The 21,814-nt window shown below is 67.0% G+C and carries 19 protein-coding genes; 16 read left to right on the top strand and 3 right to left on the bottom strand.

Annotated features, from left to right (window positions below; genetic code table 11):
- Positions 1–150 precede the first annotated feature (150 nt).
- The 10 genes from ASF77_RS06100 to ASF77_RS06055 all read left to right on the top strand — a co-directional run bounded on the left by ASF77_RS06100 (position 151) and on the right by ASF77_RS06055 (position 11,066).
- Complete coding sequence (locus ASF77_RS06100) at positions 151–1,419, top strand: Hsp70 family protein (RefSeq protein ID WP_056335872.1); 1,269 nt, start codon at positions 151–153, stop codon at positions 1,417–1,419.
- 133 nt (positions 1,420–1,552) lie between these two features.
- Positions 1,553–2,191, top strand: a complete 639-nt coding sequence (locus ASF77_RS06095; protein ID WP_200934129.1) for a PolC-type DNA polymerase III — start codon at positions 1,553–1,555, stop codon at positions 2,189–2,191.
- Between the two features lie 51 nt (positions 2,192–2,242).
- Complete coding sequence (locus ASF77_RS06090; RefSeq protein ID WP_056335869.1) at positions 2,243–2,614, top strand: hypothetical protein; 372 nt, start codon at positions 2,243–2,245, stop codon at positions 2,612–2,614.
- A gap of 77 nt (positions 2,615–2,691) precedes the next feature.
- Positions 2,692–4,101, top strand: a complete 1,410-nt coding sequence (locus ASF77_RS06085; protein ID WP_056335867.1) for a hypothetical protein — start codon at positions 2,692–2,694, stop codon at positions 4,099–4,101.
- Positions 4,102–4,112: 11 nt separating this feature from the next.
- Entirely contained in the window at positions 4,113–5,027 is a 915-nt protein-coding gene (locus ASF77_RS06080) for a metal ABC transporter solute-binding protein, Zn/Mn family (RefSeq protein ID WP_056335863.1), read from the top strand.
- Positions 5,024–5,800: a metal ABC transporter permease gene (locus ASF77_RS06075; protein ID WP_056335860.1), complete on the top strand. Its 777-nt coding sequence runs from the start codon at positions 5,024–5,026 to the stop codon at positions 5,798–5,800. Before ASF77_RS06080 ends, ASF77_RS06075 begins: the two co-directional genes overlap by 4 nt.
- Positions 5,801–6,070: 270 nt before the next feature.
- Complete coding sequence (locus ASF77_RS25145) at positions 6,071–7,465, top strand: tetratricopeptide repeat protein (RefSeq protein ID WP_056335857.1); 1,395 nt, start codon at positions 6,071–6,073, stop codon at positions 7,463–7,465.
- A 126-nt stretch (positions 7,466–7,591) separates the two neighbouring features.
- Positions 7,592–9,730: a prolyl oligopeptidase family protein gene (locus ASF77_RS06065; protein ID WP_056336480.1), complete on the top strand. Its 2,139-nt coding sequence runs from the start codon at positions 7,592–7,594 to the stop codon at positions 9,728–9,730.
- A 59-nt stretch (positions 9,731–9,789) separates the two neighbouring features.
- Entirely contained in the window at positions 9,790–10,353 is a 564-nt protein-coding gene (locus tag ASF77_RS06060) for a sigma-70 family RNA polymerase sigma factor (protein WP_056335854.1), read from the top strand.
- Positions 10,350–11,066, top strand: a complete 717-nt coding sequence (locus ASF77_RS06055) for an anti-sigma factor domain-containing protein (RefSeq protein ID WP_056335851.1) — start codon at positions 10,350–10,352, stop codon at positions 11,064–11,066. The genes ASF77_RS06060 and ASF77_RS06055 overlap by 4 nt, the downstream gene beginning before the upstream one ends.
- Before the next feature lie 51 nt (positions 11,067–11,117).
- Here ASF77_RS06055 and ASF77_RS06050 read toward each other — a convergent pair whose 3' ends face one another.
- Together ASF77_RS06050 and ASF77_RS06045 are read right to left on the bottom strand one after the other, a co-directional pair.
- Positions 11,118–12,770 carry a DUF4394 domain-containing protein gene (locus ASF77_RS06050; protein WP_056335848.1) on the bottom strand — a complete coding sequence of 551 codons (1,653 nt, stop codon included), beginning with the start codon at positions 12,768–12,770 and terminating at the stop codon, positions 11,118–11,120.
- Between the two features lie 185 nt (positions 12,771–12,955).
- On the bottom strand, positions 12,956–13,534 hold the full coding sequence (locus ASF77_RS06045; protein WP_056335845.1) for a helix-turn-helix domain-containing protein: 579 nt from the start codon (positions 13,532–13,534) through the stop codon (positions 12,956–12,958).
- A 205-nt stretch (positions 13,535–13,739) separates the two neighbouring features.
- Between ASF77_RS06045 and ASF77_RS06040 the strand changes: the two genes are divergently transcribed.
- The 6 genes from ASF77_RS06040 (at position 13,740) to moaD (ending at position 20,530) form a co-directional block, all read left to right on the top strand.
- Positions 13,740–14,954: a glycine C-acetyltransferase gene (locus ASF77_RS06040; protein WP_056335842.1), complete on the top strand. Its 1,215-nt coding sequence runs from the start codon at positions 13,740–13,742 to the stop codon at positions 14,952–14,954.
- A 28-nt stretch (positions 14,955–14,982) separates the two neighbouring features.
- Positions 14,983–15,939 carry an NAD-dependent epimerase/dehydratase family protein gene (locus tag ASF77_RS06035; protein ID WP_056335839.1) on the top strand — a complete coding sequence of 319 codons (957 nt, stop codon included), beginning with the start codon at positions 14,983–14,985 and terminating at the stop codon, positions 15,937–15,939.
- A 49-nt stretch (positions 15,940–15,988) separates the two neighbouring features.
- On the top strand, positions 15,989–17,374 hold the full coding sequence (locus ASF77_RS06030; protein ID WP_056335836.1) for an L-serine ammonia-lyase: 1,386 nt from the start codon (positions 15,989–15,991) through the stop codon (positions 17,372–17,374).
- A gap of 151 nt (positions 17,375–17,525) precedes the next feature.
- Positions 17,526–19,001, top strand: a complete 1,476-nt coding sequence (thrC, locus tag ASF77_RS06025; RefSeq protein ID WP_056335833.1) for a threonine synthase — start codon at positions 17,526–17,528, stop codon at positions 18,999–19,001.
- Positions 19,002–19,038: 37 nt separating this feature from the next.
- Positions 19,039–20,268, top strand: coding sequence for a gephyrin-like molybdotransferase Glp (gene glp, locus ASF77_RS06020; protein WP_056336475.1), 1,230 nt, complete (start codon positions 19,039–19,041; stop codon positions 20,266–20,268).
- 4 nt (positions 20,269–20,272) lie between these two features.
- Positions 20,273–20,530, top strand: a complete 258-nt coding sequence (moaD, locus tag ASF77_RS06015) for a molybdopterin converting factor subunit 1 (protein ID WP_056335830.1) — start codon at positions 20,273–20,275, stop codon at positions 20,528–20,530.
- 81 nt (positions 20,531–20,611) lie between these two features.
- Here moaD and dctP read toward each other — a convergent pair whose 3' ends face one another.
- Entirely contained in the window at positions 20,612–21,652 is a 1,041-nt protein-coding gene (gene dctP, locus ASF77_RS06010) for a TRAP transporter substrate-binding protein DctP (RefSeq protein WP_200934128.1), read from the bottom strand.
- Between the last annotated feature and the right edge of the window lie 162 nt (positions 21,653–21,814).

Genomic DNA, 21,814 nt, shown 5'->3' with positions numbered 1-21,814 from the left:
ACAGGCAGTGCATGCCGCGCGCATGACAGTTGTATCGCCGTGACCGGCGCGCAACGCCCGACCTCTCGCCTTCGCCAGAGGAGCTGATTTCTGGTAAAGTGTCGGCCCTTCAAAACGCGTGCTTCAGCGCGGGCAATATCAAAGGCAACCATGACAAACGCTTGCGGCGTCGATTTCGGCACGTCCAATTCCACCGTCGGATGGATCAAACCCGGTGCGAGCCCGACGGCCGGCGCCGGCGCCCTGCTGCACCTCGAAGACGGCAAGGCGACCCTGCCGTCGGTGGTGTTCTTCAACGCCGACGACGAAGAGGTGCGCTATGGCCGCGCCGCGCTGGCGGACTACCTGGCCGGCTACGACGGGCGCCTGATGCGCTCGATGAAAAGCCTGCTCGGCACCAGCCTGATGGACGGCCAGACCGAAGTGGCCGGGCGCGCGCTGCCGTTCCGGGTGCTGCTGGCCCAGTTCATCGGCGAGGTCAAGCGCCGCGCCGAGTCCCAGGCCGGGCGCGGCTTCGAGCACGCCGTCTTCGGCCGTCCGGTGTTCTTCATCGACGACAACCCGCAGGCCGACAAGCTGGCCGAGGACACCCTGGCCGAGGTGGCGCGCAATGTGGGTTTCCGCGAAGTCGCCTTCCAGTACGAGCCCATCGCGGCGGCCTTCGACTACGAATCCCAGATCGACCGCGAGGAACTGGTCTTGATCGCCGACATCGGCGGCGGCACCTCGGACTTTTCCCTGGTGCGCCTGGGGCCGGGCCGCGCCGGCAAGCTCGAGCGGCGCGACGACATCCTCGCCACTGGCGGCGTCCATATCGGCGGCACCGACTTCGACAAATACCTGAGCCTGGACTCGGTGATGCCGCTGCTCGGTTACAAGAGCGCGCTGCGTTCGGGCGCCGAGATCCCGTCCAGCTATTACTTTAACCTCGCGACCTGGCACACGATCAACCAGGCTTATACGCGCAAGAGCATCGTCCAGCTCGACGACCTGGTGCGCGACGCGCGCGAGCCGGGCAAGCTGGCGCGCCTGCAGCACCTGATCGACGAGCGCGCCGGCCACTGGCTGGCGATGCAGGTCGAGGGCGCGAAGATCGCCCTGTCGGATCGGGAGCAGGTCGCCCTCGAACTCGAGCGCCTGCGCCCGGCCGAGACGCTGCTGGTGGAACGCGCGGCCTTCGAGGCGGCCATCGTCCAGCTGCTCGACAGCATCGACGCCACCGTGCTGCGCCTCCTCGACGACGCCGGCGTGGCGCCATGTCAGGTCGACACCGTGTTCTTCACAGGCGGTTCGAGCGGCGTGGGCTTGCTGCGCGAGCGCATCGGCGCCCTGGTGCCGGGCGCGCGCAAGGTCGAGGGCGACCTGTTCGGCAGCATCGGCGCCGGCCTGGCGCTGGACGCGCGGCGCAAATTCGGCTAAAAGCTTCGTATGCCTACCTTGGAGCCTGTGAAAAAATTGTCAGGGCAAGGCGCGCCGACGAAGACAGTACAAGGGTACGGCGAGGAGGTGCAACGCAGCCATGACGATTTTTTTCACATGCTCTTAGGATCGTATGTCCATATTTGAACGCCCTATCGTGATGCTCGACTTCGAGACCACGGGCCTGTCGCCCGCCATGGGCGACCGCATCACCGAGGTCGCCGCCCTGCGTATCGTGGGCGGCCAGGTGACCGAGCGCTATGTGTCGCTCGTGAACTGCGGCGCGCGCATCCCGAGCTTCATCACCCAGCTGACCGGCATCACCCAGGAGATGGTCGACGGCGCGCCGCCCGCGCGCCAGGTCGTGCCCGAGCTGCTCGACTTCATCGGCGGCGACACCCTGTCGGCCCACAACGCAAGCTTCGACGAGAAATTCCTGCTGGCCGAGAGCGAACGCCTGGGCCGCGCCTGCGGCCACGCCGACCTGGTCTGCTCGCTGAAACTCTCGCGCCGCGTCTTTCCCGGCATGCCGAGCTATAAACTGGGCACGCTCTCGCGCCAGCTCGGCATCGCCTTTCGCAGCGCGGCCCACCGCGCCGAGGCCGATGCGGAAGTCGCGGCCGAAGTGCTGATCCACATCGGGCGCCATCTGGGCACTTCCTACGGACTGGCCCAGGTCGCACCCGAGCTGCTGGTATCGATCAACAAGCTGTCGGCGGCGCGGGTGCCCACCTGGCTCGGTAAATACGTGGCCGAAAAAAACGCCGCGTAATCACATCGCGGTTCACCGCGCTTGCCGTGATGGCATTACAATGCCGCCATCATGATGCGCCGTTCCTTGCCTACGTCTGTCGTCCACGTCCTGCTCGCGCTGCTCCTGCTGGCGTCCCAGCAGATGGCCTTCGCGCATGCGATGTCGCACTGGACGGGCAAGATCGGTGCCCCCGTGTCGGCAGCCGCGGTCGCGGTCGCCGGGGTCGAGGCGGGATCCGACCTTTCCAGCTCGGTCGCGCAGGACGGCAGCTGCAGCCAGTGCCTGGCCTTCGCCGAGATGGCCTCGGCCATCGGCAGCACCCCGCGCCAGTTCGTCCCGCTCGACCTCCACGCCGAGCGCGGCGGCGCCTTCGCCACCGTTCAAGTCGCGCCGCGCACCGTCTGCGCCTTCCACTCGCGCGCACCGCCTTCCATCGTCTAGCGAACCGTTTTGCCCCTGGCCTTCCGCACGCCTTGCCGGAAGCCGCCTGTCGTTCCCTATTCGATCGAAAGCACACGATGTTGAAAACTACCTGCCTGTCGGTGGCGCTGTCCGCCGCCTTTGCACTGCCCCTGTCCGCCTCCGCCGCCGATACTCCTGAACTGGCGGCGATCCGCGCCCAGATCGCGGAGATGAAGCAATCCTACGAAGCGCGCCTGCAGGCGCTCGAACAGCGCCTGCAGGATGCGCAGGCCGCCGTGGCCGCGGCCCAGAACGCGGCGGCGAGCGCGCAGCAGGCGGCTGCGAGCGCACCGGTCGCTCCGGCGGCGGCTCCGGTACCCGAAGCGGCGCCGGCCATCGTGGCGCAGCGCGACAACAGCTTCAATCCGAGCATCTCGCTCGTCCTGGGCGGCACTTTCAACAAGCTGCAGCGCGATCCCGGCAGCTACCGCTTCGGCGGCTTCATGCCGCCCGAAGGCGAGATCGGCCCCGGCGCGCGCAGCTTCAACCTGGGCGAGTCGGAGCTGACCATGGCCGCCAACATCGACCCGATGTTCGCCGGCCAGCTGACCTTCGCGCTGACGGGCGAGAACGAGGCCGAAGTCGAAGAAGCTTTCGTGCTCACGCGCGAGCTGGGCGGCGGCATGAACCTGAAGGCCGGCCGCTTCCTGTCCAGCGTCGGCTACCTGAACGGCCAGCACAGCCACACCTGGGACTTCGTCGACGCACCGCTGAACTACCAGGCTTTCTTCGGCGGCCAGTACAAGCCGGACGGCATCCAGGTGCGCTGGCTGGCGCCGCTGAACACCTTCCTCGAATTGGGCGCGGAACTGGGCAGCGGGCGCAGCTTCCCCGGCAACGACCGCAACAAGAACGGCTTCAACGCCGCCAGCGTGTTCGCGCACGTGGGCGACGACATCGGCGACTCCGCCAGCTGGCGCGCCGGCGTCTCCTACCTGCGCACCGGCTCGGCGGGACGCGAGTACGACGAAGGCGGCGTGCCGACCGTGTTCGACGGCCGCTCGCGGCTGTGGGTCGCCGACGCCGTCTTCAAATGGGCGCCGGACGGCAACCCGACCCGCACCAACTTCAAGCTGCAGGGCGAGTACATGCGGCGCAAGGAGAGCGGCAGCCTGGCATCCGGCGAGCTGGCCGACGCCTATGCCGGCACCCAGTCGGGTTGGTACCTGCAAGGCGTCTACCAGTTCATGCCAAACTGGCGCGCCGGCCTGCGCCACGACCGGCTTTCCTCCGGCAGGCACTTCATTGGCCTGGTCGACAGCGGCGCGCTCGGCATGGATGCCTTCCCGGCGCTGGCGGCCTACAAGCCGAAGCGCTCGAGCGTGATGCTGGACTGGAGCCCGTCTGAGTTCTCGCGCCTGCGCCTGCAGTTCGCGCGCGACGAGGCGCGTCCGGGAGAGTCCGACAATCAGCTCTTCCTGCAATACATCATGAGCCTTGGCGCGCACGCCGGCCATACCTTCTGAGAGGCTTCGCCATGACTTCACTTCATCTGAAACTGCTGGCCGGCTGCGCGCTGGTCTTCGCCAGCCTGGCCACGCCGGCGCAGGCCGCCATCAACGTCCTCGCCTGCGAACCCGAATGGGCCGCGCTGACCCAGGAACTGGCCGGCGACAAGGTCAACGTCTCGAGCGCGACCACGGCGCTGCAGGATCCGCACCGCGTGGAGGCGCGTCCCGGCCTGATCGCGCGCACCCGAAATGCCGACCTGCTGGTCTGCACCGGCCTGGATCTGGAAGCGGGCTGGCTGCCGCTGCTGGTGCAGCAGTCGGGCAACGCAAAAATCGCGCGCGGCCAGCCGGGCTTTTTCGAAGCGGGCAGTTTCGTGCCGCGCCTGGACATCCCGACGAAACTCGACCGCGCGGACGGCGACGTCCACGCCTACGGCAACCCGCACGTGCACCTGAATCCGCACAACATCGCCCTGATCAGCGCGCAGCTGGCCAAGCGCCTGGCCACGATCGACCCGGCCAACGCCGCCTTCTACGGCACGCGCCAGGCCGACTTCGCCGGCCGCTGGGCGCAGGCGATGCGCAAATGGGAAACGCAGGCGGCGCCGCTGCGTGGCGTGCTGGTGGTCGAACACCATCGCAACATGGAATACCTGCTGTCCTGGCTCGGCATGCGCCAGGTCGGCACGCTGGAGCCGAAACCCGGCGTCGAGCCGAGCGCGGCCCAGCTGGGCCAGCTGCTGGCGCAACTGCAGAAACAGCCGGCGAAGATGGTGCTGCGCGCCGCCTACCAGGACGAACGCGCCTCGCAATGGCTGTCTCAGCGCGCGCGCATCCCGGCGGTGGTGATTCCCTACACGGTCGGCGCCGATGCCGGCAGCCGCGACCTGTTCGCGCTGTTCGACACGACGGTGCAGCGTTTGACGGAAGCGGCCAAGTGAGCTTCGATACCTTCGCGAATTTTGATTTCCTTATCGTGCTCCCGGCCTTCGTCGCCGGGCTGCTCGTGCTGGCCACCCACATCCCGCTCGGCGCACAGGTGCTGCGGCGCGGGATCGTCTTCATCGACCTGGCCATCGCCCAGATCGCGGCGCTCGGCGTGATCGTCGCCAGCACCCTCGATTTCGATCCGCACGGCTGGACGATCCAGGTGGCCGCCGGCGTGGCAGCCGTGCTCGGGGCCTTGCTCCTGACCTGGACCGAGAAGCGCTGGCCGGACGTGCAGGAAGCGCAGATCGGCGTGCTGTTCGTGCTGGCGGCGACCGCCGGCCTGCTGCTCCTCGCCCACATTCCGCATGGCGGCGAGCACCTGCAGGATCTGCTCGCCGGCCAGATCCTCTGGGTCAGCTACGGGCAACTGGTCATGCCGGCCATCGGCGCGGTGCTGATCCTGGCGCTGCTCGCGCTGTTTCGCAATAGCCTCGGCCGGCTCGGCTTCTATCTGGTTTTTGCGCTCGCGGTGACGGCCTCGGTGCAGCTGGTCGGCGTCTACCTGGTGTTCGCCAGCCTGATCGTGCCGAGCCTGGCCGTGCGCCATTATGCCGAGGCGCGCAAGCTGCCCGTGGCCTACCTGGTCGGCATCGGCGGCTATGCGGCCGGCCTGGTGCTGTCGGTGGTGCTCGACCTGCCGTCGGGCGCCCTGATCGTCTGGTGTCTGGCGCTGCTGGCGATGCTCGTCTACGCCCTCGGGCCGAAGCGCAGCGCGCTCGCCTGAATGTTCGCCTGAGCGCCCGCCTGAGCGCTTGACTGAGCGCTCGGCCGAGCCCGCTTCGAACCCGCCGCGCCCCGCGCCCGGCGGGTTTTTTCTTTGCCGCGCGCCGGCACGATTGTGCACGGTCAAACCCGCGCTGGGTCGCCCTCGTTAAAATTTTGTTAATACATATGAGGCCGCTTGTCGGGATTTTTCGGCGCATTTTCGTCTCGGCGCCAGGCACGCGGCCGACAACCGAACACGGCAAACGTCGACTCCGAACCGGGGAACAGCATGAACCACCAGAAGCTCCAGAACGAGAGCCACCAGACCTATCTGTGGTTCCGCCAGGCGGCCGAACGCGGCAACGCCTATGCCCAGTTCAACCTCGGGCTCATGTACAAGAGGGGCAAGGGCGTCGAGCGCGACGACGCGGCCGCCGTGCGCTGGCTGCGCCTGGCCGCCGTCCAGGGACTGGCCTTCGCCCAGAACCACCTGGGCGCCATGTACTATCACGGGCGCGGTGTCGAGCGCTGCGACCACGAGGCGGCGCGCTGGTTCCGGCGCGCCGCCGAGCAGGGCGACGCCTCGGCCCAGCAGAATCTCGGCCACATGTGCCGCCAGGGGCGCGGCATGGCGATCGACCCCGAGCGCGCGCTGTCCTGGTACTACCGCGCGGCCGAGCAGGGCATGGCGGGCGCGCAGAACCAGCTGGGCGAATGTTATCTGCACGGCGTCGGCGCGGCCATCAACTATCCGCTGGCCATGGCCTGGTTCCGCAAGGCGGCGCTGCAGGGAGAAGCGGCGGCCCAGCTCAACCTGGGGATGATGTACCAGCAGGGGCAGGGCGTCGACGCCAGCGAGCAGCAGGCGCTGTACTGGTTCCGCAAGGCCGCCGCCGCGGGCGAGCGCGGCGCCCAGCGCGAGCTCGGCATCGCCTATGCCGAGGGCCGCGGCGTGCGCCCCGACGCGCGCCGCGCCGGCGCCTGGCTGCAGCGCGCGGCCGAACACGGCGACCGCGAAGCCCAGTTCCGCTTCGCTACCATGTGCCTCAACGGCCGCGGCGTCGAGCGCGACGAGGTGCGCGCCCTCGAATGGTTCACGCGCGCGGCCTCCGGCGGGCACGTGGCGGCCCAGTACAACCTGGCCAACATGTACGCGCACGGGCGCGGCACCGAACGCGATCCGGCCCAGGCTTTCGACTGGTACCGGCGCGCGGCGGAGGGAGGCGCCCCGAATGCCCAGTTCAACCTCGGCGTCATCTATGCCAACGGCCAGGGCGTCGAGAAGGATGAGGCGCGCGCCGCCTACTGGTACCGCCTGGCGGCCGAGCAGGGCGACGCCAGCGCCCAGAACAACCTGGGCGTGATGTACGCCAGCGGCCAGGGCGTGGCCCAGGACGACAAACAGGCCGTCTACTGGTACGAGCAGGCCGCCGAGCAGGGCCATGCCCTGGCCCAGTACAACCTGGGCGGCATGGTCGGCAGCGGCCTGGGCGTGGCGCGCGACCCCGTGCGCGCCTACATGTGGATGCTGCTGGCGGCCGAGGGCGGCGACAGCGCGGCCAACGTCAACAAGACCATCGTCGCCCGCCGCCTGAGTCCCGCCGAAATCGGCTGGGCGCTCGATCTGCAGCACAAGTGGCAGATGAGCCACCGCGAGGTGATGGCGCGCCGGGCCGGCCAATAGGCGGCACGGCCGCGCCGCCCGTATTGACGGGCGAAACATGGGTTCGCTTCCCGCCGGGTTTCGCGCTATGATGCCTCTCGGCACATTCCGCCTTCCACCGTTTTCGAGAAGAATATGCACCTGAATATGCGCATGAGACACGCTACGCTCGCCGTCGCCCTGATGGCGGCCTTCGGTTCCTCGCAGGCGGCCGATCCGGCCGCCTGCGCCGCCGGTACCGCGCCGACCTATCCGGTCACGGCGAAAGTCGCTCACACCGACAACTACCACGGCACCACGATTGCCGACCCTTACCGCTGGCTGGAAGACGCGAACAGCGCCCAGACCAAAACCTGGGTCGATGCGCAGAACGCCGTGACCCAGGCCTGGCTCGGCCAGATCCCGCAGCGCGAAGCGATCCGCCAGCGCCTCACCAAGCTGTGGAACTACGAGCGCTATTCCGTCCCGTCGAAAGATGGCGGCCGCTATTTCTACACCCGCAACGACGGTCTGCAGAACCAGTCCGTGCTGTACACGCTGAAGAATCTGGGCGACGAGCCACGCATGCTGCTCGACCCGAACAAGCTGGCCGCAGACGGTACCGTCGCCCTGGCCGGCGCAGAGGTCAGCCCGGACGGCAAGCTGCTGGCCTACAGCACCGCCGCTTCCGGTTCGGACTGGAACGAGATCCGCGTGCGCGACATCGAGTCCGGCAAGGATCTGGACGACCACGTCAAGTTCGTCAAGTTCTCGAACACGGCCTGGACGAAGGACGGCAAGGGCTTCTTCTACAGCCGCTATGACGAGCCGAAGGAAGCGACCAAGCTGGCCGACGTCAACTACTTCCAGAAGCTGTACTACCACCGCATCGGCACCCCGCAAAGCGCCGATACCCTGGTCTACGACCGTCCCGACCAGAAGGAATGGGGCTTCGGCGGCCAGACCACGGACGACGGCCGCTACCTGGTGATCACCACCACCAAGGGCACGGCGCCGAAATACCGTGTCTCGTACAAGGATCTGTCCAAGCCCGATTCGAAAGTGGTCGACCTGATCGACAACTTCGACGCCGGCTACACCTTCATCGACAACGTCGGCAGCGTGTTCTACTTCAGCACCGACCGCAAGGCGCCGAAAAAGCGCATCGTCGCCATCGACGTCAGCAAGCCGGGCGAAGCGAACTGGAAGGAAATCGTCGCCGAAAGCGCCGAGACCCTGACCGGCGCCGACATCATCAATAATCAGCTCGTGCTCGAATACCTGAAGGACGCGCGCAGCGTCGTCAAGGTCGTCGACCTCAAGGGCAAACCGGCGCGCGAGATCGCATTGCCGGGCATCGGCACCGTCGGCGGCCTGTCGGGCAAGCGGAGCGAAACCGAGACCTTCTATTCCTTCACCGGCTTTACCACGCCGACCACGATCTACCGCCTGAACCTGAAGACCGGCCAGAGCAGCGTGTTCCGCCAACCGAAGGTCGACTTCAACCCGGCCGACTACGAGACGCGCCAGCAGTTCTTCACGAGCAAGGACGGCACCAAGGTGCCGATGTTCATCGTCTCGAAGAAGGGCATCAAGCTGGATGGCAGCAACCCGACCTACCTGTACGGCTACGGCGGCTTCAACATTTCGATGACACCGGGCTTCTCGCCGGCCAACCTGGCCTGGATGGAGATGGGCGGCGTCTACGTGGTCGCCAACCTGCGCGGCGGCGGCGAGTATGGCGAAGCCTGGCACCAGGCCGGCACCAAGCTGCAGAAGCAGAATGTGTTCGACGACTTCATCGGCGCGGCCGAATGGCTGGTCGCCAACAAGGTGACCTCGCCGGCGAAGCTGGCGATCGGCGGCGGCAGCAACGGCGGTTTGCTCGTCGGTGCGGCCATGACCCAGCGTCCGGATCTGTTCGGCGCGGCGATCCCGATGGTCGGCGTGATGGACATGCTGCGCTTCCACAAGTTCACCATCGGCTGGGCCTGGACCTCGGACTACGGTTCGGCCGACAACCCGGAAGAGTTCAAGGCACTGGTCAAGTACTCGCCGCTGCATAACCTGAAGCCCGGCACGGCTTACCCGGCGACGATGGTCACCACGGCCGACCACGACGACCGCGTGGTGCCGGCGCACAGCTTCAAGTTCGCCGCCGCGGCCCAGGCCGCGCAAGCGGGCTGCAACCCGGTACTGATCCGCATCGACACCAAGGCCGGCCACGGCGCGGGCAAGCCGACGGCCAAGCAGATCGAGGAAGTGGCGGATCGCTGGGGCTTCCTGAGCCGGGCCCTGAAGATGTAAGCCGCACGGGAGCCGTCGCCAGACGGCTCCTTTTTTTTTGAATACGAAAGCGCCGCCGCATGAATGTGCCGACCGAATTCGATTACGAGGCCGCGCTCGCCGCCTGCGCACGCGGCGACCAGCACGCCCTGCGCAGCATCTACGACCGCGATGGCCGCCATCTGTTGGGCGTCGCCTTGCGCATCGTGCGCCGCCGCCAGGTCGCCGAGGACGTGCTGCACGATGCCTTCCTCGCCATCTGGACGAAGTCCGGCAGTTTCGATCCGCGGCGCGGCGCGGGCCGCGGCTGGATCTACAGCATCGTGCGCCACCAGGCGCTTGACACGGTGCGCGGCAGCAGCCGCGAAGTACAAGCCGCGGAGGAGACGCTCGATGCGATCGGGGCCGACAGCGCCGGCGCGGACGGCGCCGGCCTCGCCGACGCTTTCGAACGGCGCATGGATCTGGGCCGCCTGCACGACTGCCTGGTGGGCCTCGACCCATCCAAGCGCAACAGCATCCTGTATGCCTATGTCGACGGCTGCTCGCATGCCGAGATCGCCGCGCGCATGCAGTCGCCGCTGGGAACCATCAAGGCATGGATCAAGCGCGGGCTGAACGCGCTGAAGGAGTGCATGGGATGACGGGTTCGCACAACGACGAGTTCGACGCCGATGCCGGCGATCTGGCGGGCGAATACGTGCTTGGCACGCTGTCGGCAGACGAGCGCCGCGGCGTCGCGCTGGCCTTGCCGCACGATCCCGCCTTGCGTGCGGCGGTGGCGGCCTGGGAGGCGCGGCTGCTGCCCCTGAGCGGGCTGGCCGAACCGGTACAGCCATCCTCCGGCTTGTGGCCGCGGATCGAAGCCGCGCTCGGCAGCTCGCGCATGCCTGCGCCGGCCGCCACCGGCTCGCGCTGGTGGGATCGGCTCGATGTCTGGCGCGGCCTGGCCGCCGCGGGGCTCGCCGCGGCGGCAATCCTGGCGGTCGTTCCGCGCCTGCAAACGCCAGAAGCCACGCCGCGCTACATGGTGGTGCTGGCTGCGCCAGGCAACATGGCGCCGGGCTGGATCGTGCAGGCCGGCGCCGCGGGGCAGCTCGAGCTGGTGCCGCTCGGATCGACCGCGGTGCCGCCGGACAAATCCCTGCAGCTGTGGACGAAGGCAGACGGATGGAAAGGCCCGGTCTCGCTCGGCCTGGTGCAACCCGGGAAGCGGGCCGGGGTATCGGTGGCGGCGCTGCCGCCGCTGCAGCCCAACCAGCTGTTCGAGATCACGCTGGAACCGAAGAGCGGCTCGCCGCTCGACCGGCCGACCGGGCCGATCCTGTACATCGGCCGCGCCGTCCGCATGCTCTAGCGGACGGCACGGTCGTCTGGTTGCCCGCACGCGCGGGCAACCGCTCCTCCCTTACTTGATCAGGATGGCGATGTCGCGCAATCCGACCTGGCCGTTGCCGATCGCGGATGCCGCCGGACTGGCCGCGCTGTTGATGAGGACGGCGGCGCCGGTCGCCAGGTCGATCCGGTACAGCGAGGAAGGCCCGCCCGCGCTCGCGCGCAGCGCCGCCAGCACCAGTCCATTGGCGCCGCCGGCGATGTCCATGCCGGCATCGCCCGCGAAGGTCACGCCGAGCGGCCCGACGAGAGCGAGCGTGCCGTCGTTGGGCGGATTCTGCAGCGCCAGGCTGGCGCTGGCGCTGTCGAGGTCGTAGAGCGCGGTGGCGCTCGCGCCGGCGATGCTGTTGGTATAGGCGGCCGCGCTCACCATCGGCATGAAGCCGGCGCGGTTGATGGCGCCGTCGGTCGTGGTGGCGCCGGTGTCGACGTTGATGCGCAGACTCTGGCCGCTGTCGCCGATCACGCGCAGGCGGTCGGCGACCGGGTTGAAGTCGACGGCGAACATGGTGCCGGCGATGCCCGCATACGGAGTGCTGGTGTCCGCCGCATCGGCCGCCAGGGTGGCCTTGACGCTGGCCGCGCCGGTTGCCGGATCGATGGTGACGATGCGCGCCGCCGAGGTGATCCCGTAGAGCAGGCCGTCTTTCGGGCGGAAGTCGATCCCGAGCAGGGTCTCGCCGCTGTTCATGCCGGTGATCGCGACGGAGCTGTCGATCGTGTTCGGCGTGGCCGGCTTGAAGCCCAGCAGGCGGTTGTCGTCGGACAGGCCGTAGACGCCAGGCGCCGCCGCCGGGCGCAGCGCGATGCCGCGGATGTCTTCGGCCAGGCCGAGTGCGCCAACGCTGGTGGCGGGACTGGCGCTGGCGGCGAGGTTGATCGAATACAGGTTGCGGGCGCCGCCGACGGTCAGCACGGCATAGGCCATGTTGGTACGGGCATCGATGTCCATCCCGTTGGCCGCGCCCGCATCCACCCCGAGCGCCAGCGGCAGGCTCAGGGTGCCGTTGTTCGGCGGGTTCTGCACGTACAGGGTGTCGGTGGCGGTATCGAGCGCATACAGGGTGGTGCTCGCGGTGCCGGCGAAGGAATTCGTGTAGGCCGAGGCGGTGACCGCGGCATTCGCCGCGCCGCCGTTGATGTCGCCGTCGGTCGTCGTGGCGCCGCTGTCGACGTTGATGCGCAGGCTCTGTCCGGTATTGCCGACCACGCGCAGGCGGTCGGCGACGGGATTGAAGTCGACGCCGAAGTCGGTGCCGCTCAGGGCGGTGAACGGCATGGTGGTATCGGCGGCGTCCGCCGCCAGCGTCGCTTTCTGTGTGGCGGCGCCGCTCGTGGTATCGATCGTATAGATGCGGCCGCTGCTGCCTACCGCGTAGAGGCGGCCGTCGGCGGGCCGGAAGTCGATGCCGAGCAGGGTTTCCGCACTCTGCAGGCCGGTGACGGCAACGTTGGTGCGGATGGTGCCGGGCGCGTCCCGGTTGAACGAGACCAGCTTGTTGCTTGCCGTGATGGCGAACACGTCGCCCGCCGTCATCACCGGCGGCGCCGGAACCGGAGCCGGCGCCGGGGCCGGCATGTCATCGTCGTCGCTGCCGCCGCAAGCGGCCAGCGCCAGGGCGATGGAAGAGGCGAGGATCAGCTTGGGGAAAAGCTTCTTGTTCATGATTGCATCCTAAAATGGTTGGCACATGCCGTGCGGTAAGGAATCGGATCGACATCACCGGAAAACGGGGCGCTGTCGCGCTGTCGATGCCCTTACTACGCTGCCAACCATGGTTTGGATGCAGTTCGAACAAAATAAATGGAACAACAAGTCTGCCGCCGCGGCGGGCGGCCTGCCGGCGAGGTTCAGCGGTGCACGACGACCAGCAGGGCCTTGGCCTCGGTCTTGCCGACATTCCTCACCACGTGATCCTGATCCGCCGGATAACGCGCGGTGCCGCCCGCCTTGACCTTGCGCTTGGAGGTGCCGACTTCGACCTCGAGCGTGCCGTTAATGACGGTCATGTGTTCCTTGGTGCCCGGGTCGTGTGCCTGCGAGGCCAGCTCGCCGCCCGGCGCCAGGGTCAGCTCGTACCATTCGTACTGGCCGGCCAGTTCCATCGGGCCCAGGATGCGCAGGGTGTAGCCGGCGTGGGTGCCGGGCAGGGTCGGGGTCTCGTGCGCGTCAAGCACCCGGATCGCCTCGACGTCGCGCGTTTCCGACGCCAGCAGCTCGCCGATCTGCACGCCGAGCGCGTTCGCGAGACGCCAGGTGATGGCGATGGTAGGATTCGCCTTTTCGCGCTCGATCTGCGACAGCATCGACTTCGACACGCCGGCGATGCGCGACAGATCCTCCAGCGTCAGGCCACGCGCCAGGCGCAGGCGCTGCAGGGTGGCGCCGACTTCGGGCGGGGCGTTATTGGTCGTGACCAGGGTTTTCATTGTCAGGCGGCTTTGAGTTTTGGCAGAGATGTAAGTGCAGCGTCCGATCTTGCCAAGTTCGACAGGTCGGCGTAATATTCATTATATTGAATTTCAGTTCGAGATACCGAAAATTCGGCCTGCTGTTAAAAATGCATGGCAGCGAATCACGGTACAGCATAGTCCAACCGCCGGTCAAGTCGGCATCCACAGACGAGGTAATCAGATGAGCGAGCAAGCGAAGAACGCCTTTTACACCGGTTTGCAGCAGAACCTGTCCACCCTGCGCGACCAGGGCCTGTTCAAGCCGGAGCGCGTGCTCGCCTCGCGCCAGGGCGCCGAAGTCCAGTCGGAAGACGGCCGCACCCTGATCAACATGTGTGCGAATAACTACCTCGGCCTGTCGGGCGACCTCGAGACCCAGAAAGCCGCCGAGCAGGCGCTGGCCAAGTACGGCTACGGCCTGTCCTCGGTGCGCTTCATCTGCGGTACGCAAACCGTGCACAAGGAACTTGAACGCAAGCTCTCCGAATTCCTCGGCACCGAGGACACGATCCTGTACGCCGCCGCTTTCGACGCCAATGGCGGCGTGTTCGAGCCGCTGTTCGACGAGAACGACGCCATCATCTCGGACGCCCTGAACCACGCCTCGATCATCGACGGCATCCGCCTGTGCAAGGCGGCGCGCTACCGCTACGCCAACAACGACATGGCCGACCTGGAAAAGCAGCTGATCGCAGCGACCGAAGCGGGCAAGCGCCACAAGGTCATCGTCACCGACGGCGCCTTCTCGATGGACGGCACGATCGCCCAGCTCGATAAAATCTGCGACCTGGCCGACAAGTACGGCGCGCTGACCCTGATCGACGAATCGCACGCCTCCGGCTTCATGGGCGCGACGGGCCGCGGCACGCACGAGCACTGCGGCGTGATGGGCCGCATCGACATCATCACCGGCACCCTGGGCAAGGCCCTGGGCGGCGCGATGGGCGGTTTCACTTCCGGCCGCAAGGAAGTCATCGAGACCCTGCGCCAGAAGTCGCGTCCCTACCTGTTCTCGAACACGCTGGCGCCGATGATCGCCGGCGCCTCGCTGTCGGTGCTGGAGCGGATTTCGAAGTCGACCGAGCTGCGCGACCGCCTGCACGAGAACACCGCCTACTTCCGCAAGGAGATCGAGCGCATCGGTTTCACCATCAAGCCGGGCACCCACCCGGTGGTGCCGGTGATGCTGTTCGACGCGCCGGTGGCGCAGAAATTCGCGGCGCGCATGTTCGAACTGGGCGTGCTGCTGTCGGGCTTCTTCTATCCGGTGGTGCCGATGGGCCAGGCGCGCGTGCGCGTCCAGCTGTCCGCCGCCCACACCCGCGCGCAACTCGACACCGTGCTCAAGGCCTTCGAGCAGGCCGGCCGCGAACTTGGCATCATCAAAAACAATTAATCAAACCGGCTTTAGTTTAGGAATACTTATGGAACGCATCCTCATCATCGGCGCCAACGGCCAAATCGGCAGCGAGCTGGTCTCCGCATTGGCCGAACAGCACGGCGCCGCCAACGTCCTCGCCACCGACATCGGCGCCAACAACGTGTACGGCGCCGCGCGCTATGCCCAGCTCGACGTGCTGGACAAGGAGCGCCTGATGGCGCTGGTCGAGGAAGAGGGTGTGACCCAGGTCTACCAGCTGGCCGCGCTGCTGTCGGCCACCGGCGAAAAGGCCCCGCTGAAGGCCTGGACGCTGAACATGGACGGCCTGCTGAACATCCTGGAAGTGGCGCGCGAACGCGGCGAGGCGGGTAAGCCGCTGAAGGTCTTCTGGCCTTCGTCGATCGCCGCGTTCGGCCCCAATACGCCAGCGGACAACACGCCGCAGTACACGGTGATGGATCCGACCACGATCTACGGCATCAGCAAACTCGCCGGCGAGCGCCTCTGCGAGTACTACCACACCAAGTACGGCGTGGACGTGCGCAGCATCCGCTACCCGGGCATCATCAGCTTCAAGTCGCCTCCGGGCGGCGGCACCACCGACTACGCAATCGCGATCTTCCACGCGGCCCTGAAGGGCGAAACCTACGAGTGCTTCCTCGGCCCGGACACTACGTTGCCGATGATCTACATGCCGGACGCGATCCGCGCGACGATCGAACTGATGGACGCGCCACTGGAGCAGGTCAAGATCCGCTCCTCGTACAACGTGGCCGGTGTTTCGTTCAACCCGCGCGAACTGGCCGCCAGCATCCAGAAGGCCGTGCCGGCCTTCGAGATCGCCTACAAGCCGGACAGCCGACAGGCGATCGCCGATACCTGGCCGAAGAGCCTGGACGACAGCCGCGCCAGCGCCGACTGGGGCTGGAAGGCGCGCGTCGGCATCGAAGAAATGGTGGCCAGCATGCTCGAGAATATCGACGTCAGCGTCGCCGCCTGAACACCATAAGAATGACAAGGGCCTGCGAGGGCCCAGGAGACTAGTAACAATGGATATGAGTGTTTTCGATCTGTTCAAGATCGGTATCGGCCCATCGAGCTCGCACACCGTGGGCCCGATGGTGGCGGCGCGCCGCTTCCTGCTCGAATGCGGGCCGCTCGACAGCGCAGTCGGCGTCGAAGCCCACCTGTATGGCTCGCTGGCGCTGACCGGCGTCGGCCACGCGACCGACAAGGCCGTCGTGCTCGGCCTGATGGGCGAGACCCCGCAGGACATCGACCCCGATACGGTCGAGGACAAGCTGGCGGAAGCGGAGCTCGACGGCGTGCTGCGTTTGCTCGGTTCGAAGGAAGTGCCGTTCACAATGCGCGCCAACCTGGTCTGGCACAAGCAATCGAGCCTGCCCGAGCACCCGAACGGCATGCGCTTCGTGCTGCAGCTTGCGGACGGCAGCGTGATCGAGCGGATCTTCTATTCGGTCGGCGGCGGCTTCATCACCGCGGCCGGCGAGAGCCAGCGGCCGGCCGAGACGACGGGCGCCCCGGTGCCGTTCCCGTTCGCCACCATGGCCGAGCTGCTGGCCCAGGGCAGCGCGCACGGTCTCTCGATCCCGCACATGTTGCGGGCGAACGAGCTGGCGCGCATGAGCGAAGCCGAACTCGATGCGGGCCTGGATCGCATCTGGCACGTGATGCGCGACTGTATCGACCACGGCCTGGTGACCCACGGCCAGCTGCCGGGCGGCCTGAACGTCAAGCGGCGCGCGGCCACGCTCTGGAAGCAGGCGCACTGCATCGAAGGCAAGCGCGTGAACGAACTGCCGCACGACGCGACCCACCAGGTGACGCTGTACGCGATGGCCGTCAACGAGGAGAACGCGGCCGGCGGGCGTGTGGTGACGGCGCCGACCAACGGCGCGGCCGGCATCATCCCGGCGGTGCTGCGCTACTACGCCGAGGACTGCCGTCCGACGGATTCGGTGAAGGGCATCCGCGATTTCCTGTTGACCTCCGCTGCCATCGGCATGCTGTGCAAGAAGAACGCCTCGATCTCGGGCGCCGAGGTCGGCTGCCAGGGCGAGGTCGGCGTGGCCTGTGCGATGGCGGCGGCCGGCCTGGTGGCGGCGCTCGGCGGCTCGAACGAGCGCATCGAGAACGCTGCCGAAATCGGCATCGAACACCATCTCGGCATGACCTGCGACCCGATCGGCGGCCTGGTGCAGATCCCCTGCATCGAGCGCAACGGCATGGGCGCGATCAAGGCGATCACGGCGGCCTCGCTGGCCCTGAAGGGCGACGGCACCCACTTCGTCAGCCTCGACAACGTGATCGAGACCATGCGCCAGACGGGGGCGGACATGCAGGTGAAGTACAAGGAGACCTCGCTGGGCGGCCTGGCGATTCATGTGGTGACGGTGAATCACGCGGCTTGTTGAGGACATATACGCGGGCATGCCCGCTCTACGGGACACACGATCGCGTAGGGCAGGCATGCCCGCGTTGACAACGCAAACCCGTCCGCACACATGATTCCGGCGCGCGCACTATAATAAAAGATCAACGCGAGCCTACCGGATCATCCAAAACATGCACTACGTGTCTACCCGCGCAACGAGCGCGTCCGCTTCCCGCAATCCGGAAACCTTCTCGACCATCCTGCTCGGCGGCCTGGCGCCCGACGGCGGCCTGTTCATGCCGGCCGAATACCCGCGCGTCTCGCACGAGGAACTGAACGCCTGGCGCACACTCTCGTACGCCGGACTCGCCTACGAGATCCTGCGTAAATTCGCGACCGACATTCCGGACGCCGACCTGAAGGCGCTCACCGCCAGAACCTATACCCCCGAGGTCTACCGCAACGCGCGCGCCGGCGAGAACGCCGCCGACATCACGCCGCTGCGCACGTTGGAAGACGAGGGCGGACAGAAGCTCATTCTGCAGGCGCTGTCGAACGGCCCCACGCTCGCCTTCAAGGACATGGCGATGCAGTTGCTGGGCAACCTGTTCGAATACGCGCTGGCGAAGGACAACGAGGAGCTCAACATCTTCGGCGCCACCTCGGGCGACACCGGCAGCGCCGCCGAATATGCGATGCGCGGCAAGCGCGGCGTGCGCGTGTTCATGCTGTCCCCGAGCGGGAAGATGAGCGCCTTCCAGACCGCCCAGATGTTCAGCCTGCAGGATCCGAACATCTTCAACATCGCCGTCGAAGGCGTATTCGACGACTGCCAGGATCTGGTGAAGGCCGTCTCGAACGACCTGTCCTTCAAGGCGCGCCACAAGATCGGCACGGTGAACTCGATCAACTGGGCGCGCGTCGTGGCGCAGGTCGTGTATTACTTCCGCGGCTATCTGGCCGCGACGAGCGACAACGCGCAGAAGGTGTCGTTCACCGTCCCCTCTGGGAACTTCGGCAACATCTGCGCCGGCCACATCGCGCGCATGATGGGACTGCCGATCGACAAGCTGGTGGTCGCCACCAACGAGAACGACGTGCTCGACGAATTCTTCCGCACCGGCGTCTACCGCGTGCGCAAGTCAAGCGAGACCTTCCACACCAGCAGCCCGTCGATGGACATCTCGAAAGCCTCGAACTTCGAGCGCTTCGTCTACGACCTGGTGGGCCGCGACAGCGAACGCACCCACGCGCTGTTCCGCAAGGTCGAGACGCACGGCGGCTTCGACCTCTCCGGCGGCCCCGGCGCCGACGGCGACGAGTTCAAGCGCGTGGGCGACTACGGCTTCGTCTCCGGCCGCTCGACCCACGCCGACCGCCTCGACACCATCCGCATGGTCGCCGACGACTACGGCATCGTGATCGACACCCATACCGCCGACGGCATCAAGGTCGCACGCGAACACATGGCGCCGGGCGTGCCGATGATCGTGCTGGAGACCGCGCTGGCCGCGAAGTTCAACGAGACCATCCTTGAAGCCCTCGGCACCGACGCGGAGCGTCCCGCCGGCTTCGAGGACATCGAAGCGCTGCCGCAGAAGTTCGTGCTGATGCGCCCGAACGTCGACGAGATGAAGACCTTCATCGCTGCGCATACGGGGCTGTAACATGAACGGAACGAACGAGAAACCGGCGCCGCGCCCCATGCTCTCCGTGCGCGAGGCGCTCGACACGCTGCTGGCCGCCGCGCGCCCGGTGCAGGACATCGAACGGGTACCCACGCTGGAAGCCAACGGCCGCGTGCTGGCTGCCGATCAGGCATCGACCATCGATGTGCCTTCGGCCGACAACACCTCGATGGACGGCTATGCCGTGCGTGCGCAGGATTGCGTGAACGGCGGCGCGAGCCTGCGCGTGGCGCAGCGCATCCCGGCTGGCCATGTGGGCGAACCCCTGGAGCCCGGCACCGCGGCCCGCATCTTCACCGGCGCCATGATCCCGCTTGGGGCGGACGCGGTCGTGATGCAGGAACAGTGCGAGCTGGCGGGCGACACCGTCACCATCCGTCATACGCCGAAAAGCGGCGAATGGATCCGCCGCACCGGCGAGGACATCCAGGCCGGTGCCGTCATCCTGCCGGCGGGCACGCGCCTGCGCAGCCAGGAACTGGGACTGGCCGCCTCGGTCGGACTCGCGGCCCTGCCGGTACGGCGGCGCCTGCGCGTGGCCGTCTTCTTCACCGGCGACGAGCTGACCATGCCGGGCGAAGCGCCGGGCGGCGTGCTGGCGCCGGGTGCGATCTACAACTCGAACCGGTTCACCCTGCGCGCGCTGCTGGAGAACCTCGGCTGCGTGATTACCGATTTCGGCATCGTGCCCGATTCGCTCGAGGCCACGCGCGATACGCTACGCGCCGCAGCGCGCGAGAACGACCTGATCATCACTTCGGGCGGCGTCTCGGTGGGCGAGGAAGACCATATCAAGCCGGCGGTGGAAGCCGAGGGCCAGCTGAACATGTGGCAGATCGCGGTCAAGCCGGGCAAGCCGCTTGCCTTCGGTGAGGTGCGCAGGGAGAGCGAGCATGGCAAAAGCGCGTTCTTCCTCGGCCTGCCCGGCAATCCAGTCTCGAGCTTCATCACCTTCCTGCTCTTCGTGCGGCCCTTCATCCTGCGCCTGCAGGGCGTGACGGGTTCGGTGGAGCCGCGCGCCTGGCAGCTGCGCGCCGATTTCAGTCTGCCGAAGGCCGACCGCCGCAACGAGTTCCTGCGCGCGCGCTTGAACGCCGGCGGCGGCCTCGACCTGTTCCCGAACCAGGGCTCGGGCGTGCTCACCTCCACGGTCTGGGGCGACGGCCTGATCGACAATCCGCCGGGACGCAGCATCCAGGAAGGCGACATCGTGCGCTTCATTCCCTTCGCCGAACTACAGCACTGACACCATGCACATCGAACTGCGATTTTTCGCGTCCGTGCGCGAAGCCCTGGGCCTCGCCAGCGAACGCATCGAACTGCCCGCGCACGTGACCACGGTGGGCGCCGTGCGCGCGCACTTGATCGCCCGCGGCGGCGCCTGGGAAACGGCCCTCGGCGAGGAGCGGGCGCTGCGCATGGCGTTTAACCACGTCATGTGCGGGCCGGAGACCGAGGTGAGCGAGGGTGGTGAGGTGGCATTCTTCCCGCCGGTGACCGGCGGGTGAAGTTGTAGGGTGGGCTCTCCGAGCCCACGGCGTGTCGCCCGTATATCGAGACCGCATGAACCCGCATGCCCACCCTGCGCCTTACAAGGCCGCGATCGACTTCTCGGCCAGCGCCAGCAGCTTGGCGCAATTCTCATTGCGCGCGCCGAAGGCGGCCCAGGCGGTCGTGCGCGCCATCTCCTGCCACTTGCGCAGGGTCTCGCCATCCATGTCGACCACGCGCGCGCCGGTGCGGGCGTACACGTTGGCCAGCGCCGCATCGTCCGCTTGCGCCATGCGCAGCGCGAACTTTTCCAGGTCGGCCCCGACGGCCAGGATCGCCGCCTGCTGATCCTTGTGCAGGCGGTCGAACACGGTCTTCGACATCAGGAGCGGCTCGAGCATGAACCAGTAGCCGCCGCTGCGCGCCGTGGTGAGCGAGCGCGAAACGTCGTGCAGGCGGAAGGAGATCAGCGAGGTCGACGAGGTGAAGGCGGCGTCGAGGGCGCCGCTCTTCATCGCGCTGTGGATCTCGTTCGAGGGCACGTTGACGATGGTCGCTCCCGCCTCCTGCAGGATCAGGTCCATCTCGCGCGAGCCGCCGCGCACCTTCAGGCCGCGCGCGTCTTCGGGGGCAACGATCGGCGCGCCGCGCGAAGCGACGCCGCCGGCCTGCCAGATCCAGCTGATCACCATCAGCCCCTGGTCGGCCAGGATGCGGGTCAGCTCCTTGCCGACTTCGGCATTCTTCCAGCCGTAGCCTTGCGCGTAGGACGTCACCAGGCCGGGCATCAGGCCGATGTTCGCTTCCGGCGACTCGGCCGCGGCATACGAGAGCGGCACCAGGGCCAGCTCCAGGCTTCCCTTCCTGAGGGCGGCAAACTGGTTGTTCGGGGCCATCAGGCTGGCGTTCGGGTAGATCGAGAATTTCAGGCTGCCACGGGTGCGCTTTTCGACATCGGTGGCGAACATGCGGCACAGGCGGTCGCGGAAGTCGCCTTCCGTGATGCTGCCGCCGGGGAACTGGTGCGAGATTTTCATCGACTGCGATGCGGCCCAGGCGCTGCCGAGCCACAGGGGACTGGACGCGATCGCGCCCAGCAGGGTTCTACGAGCCAGGATCGGCCCTGTCTTCAACGACATATTCATCCTCCAAGATGAGTAAAACGACACTACCGGGCGAATCGCATTTATCTGATGACAAACGTCGTTCGCTTTTTATACCTATTAGGTGCTTACAAGAATATTCCTTCGATAAAGCTTGTCAAGCAGTATCTTGTTTTCTTAACAAATGCACCGTGAATA

This window comes from Massilia sp. Leaf139 (assembly GCF_001424165.1).
In the GTDB taxonomy this organism is placed as follows: domain Bacteria; phylum Pseudomonadota; class Gammaproteobacteria; order Burkholderiales; family Burkholderiaceae_D; genus Telluria.
This window is presented reverse-complemented; position numbering and strand designations above follow the sequence as displayed.

Bases quoted from the DNA above. Each gene is read 5' to 3' on its own strand.
- ASF77_RS06045 (WP_056335845.1), bottom strand. From the start codon at position 13,534: ATGAAAACCCTGGTCACGACCAATAACGCCCCGCCCGAAGTCGGCGCC.
- ASF77_RS06085 (WP_056335867.1), top strand. From the start codon at position 2,692: ATGTTGAAAACTACCTGCCTGTCGGTGGCGCTGTCCGCCGCCTTTGCA.
- ASF77_RS06060 (WP_056335854.1), top strand. From the start codon at position 9,790: ATGAATGTGCCGACCGAATTCGATTACGAGGCCGCGCTCGCCGCCTGC.
- ASF77_RS06090 (WP_056335869.1), top strand. From the start codon at position 2,243: ATGATGCGCCGTTCCTTGCCTACGTCTGTCGTCCACGTCCTGCTCGCG.
- thrC (WP_056335833.1), top strand. From the start codon at position 17,526: ATGCACTACGTGTCTACCCGCGCAACGAGCGCGTCCGCTTCCCGCAAT.
- ASF77_RS06030 (WP_056335836.1), top strand. From the start codon at position 15,989: ATGGATATGAGTGTTTTCGATCTGTTCAAGATCGGTATCGGCCCATCG.
- ASF77_RS06055 (WP_056335851.1), top strand. From the start codon at position 10,350: ATGACGGGTTCGCACAACGACGAGTTCGACGCCGATGCCGGCGATCTG.
- ASF77_RS06065 (WP_056336480.1), top strand. From the start codon at position 7,592: ATGCGCATGAGACACGCTACGCTCGCCGTCGCCCTGATGGCGGCCTTC.
- ASF77_RS06040 (WP_056335842.1), top strand. From the start codon at position 13,740: ATGAGCGAGCAAGCGAAGAACGCCTTTTACACCGGTTTGCAGCAGAAC.
- ASF77_RS06035 (WP_056335839.1), top strand. From the start codon at position 14,983: ATGGAACGCATCCTCATCATCGGCGCCAACGGCCAAATCGGCAGCGAG.
- ASF77_RS06050 (WP_056335848.1), bottom strand. From the start codon at position 12,770: ATGAACAAGAAGCTTTTCCCCAAGCTGATCCTCGCCTCTTCCATCGCC.
- ASF77_RS06095 (WP_200934129.1), top strand. From the start codon at position 1,553: ATGTCCATATTTGAACGCCCTATCGTGATGCTCGACTTCGAGACCACG.
- moaD (WP_056335830.1), top strand. From the start codon at position 20,273: ATGCACATCGAACTGCGATTTTTCGCGTCCGTGCGCGAAGCCCTGGGC.
- ASF77_RS06080 (WP_056335863.1), top strand. From the start codon at position 4,113: ATGACTTCACTTCATCTGAAACTGCTGGCCGGCTGCGCGCTGGTCTTC.
- ASF77_RS25145 (WP_056335857.1), top strand. From the start codon at position 6,071: ATGAACCACCAGAAGCTCCAGAACGAGAGCCACCAGACCTATCTGTGG.
- ASF77_RS06100 (WP_056335872.1), top strand. From the start codon at position 151: ATGACAAACGCTTGCGGCGTCGATTTCGGCACGTCCAATTCCACCGTC.
- glp (WP_056336475.1), top strand. From the start codon at position 19,039: ATGCTCTCCGTGCGCGAGGCGCTCGACACGCTGCTGGCCGCCGCGCGC.
- dctP (WP_200934128.1), bottom strand. From the start codon at position 21,652: ATGTCGTTGAAGACAGGGCCGATCCTGGCTCGTAGAACCCTGCTGGGC.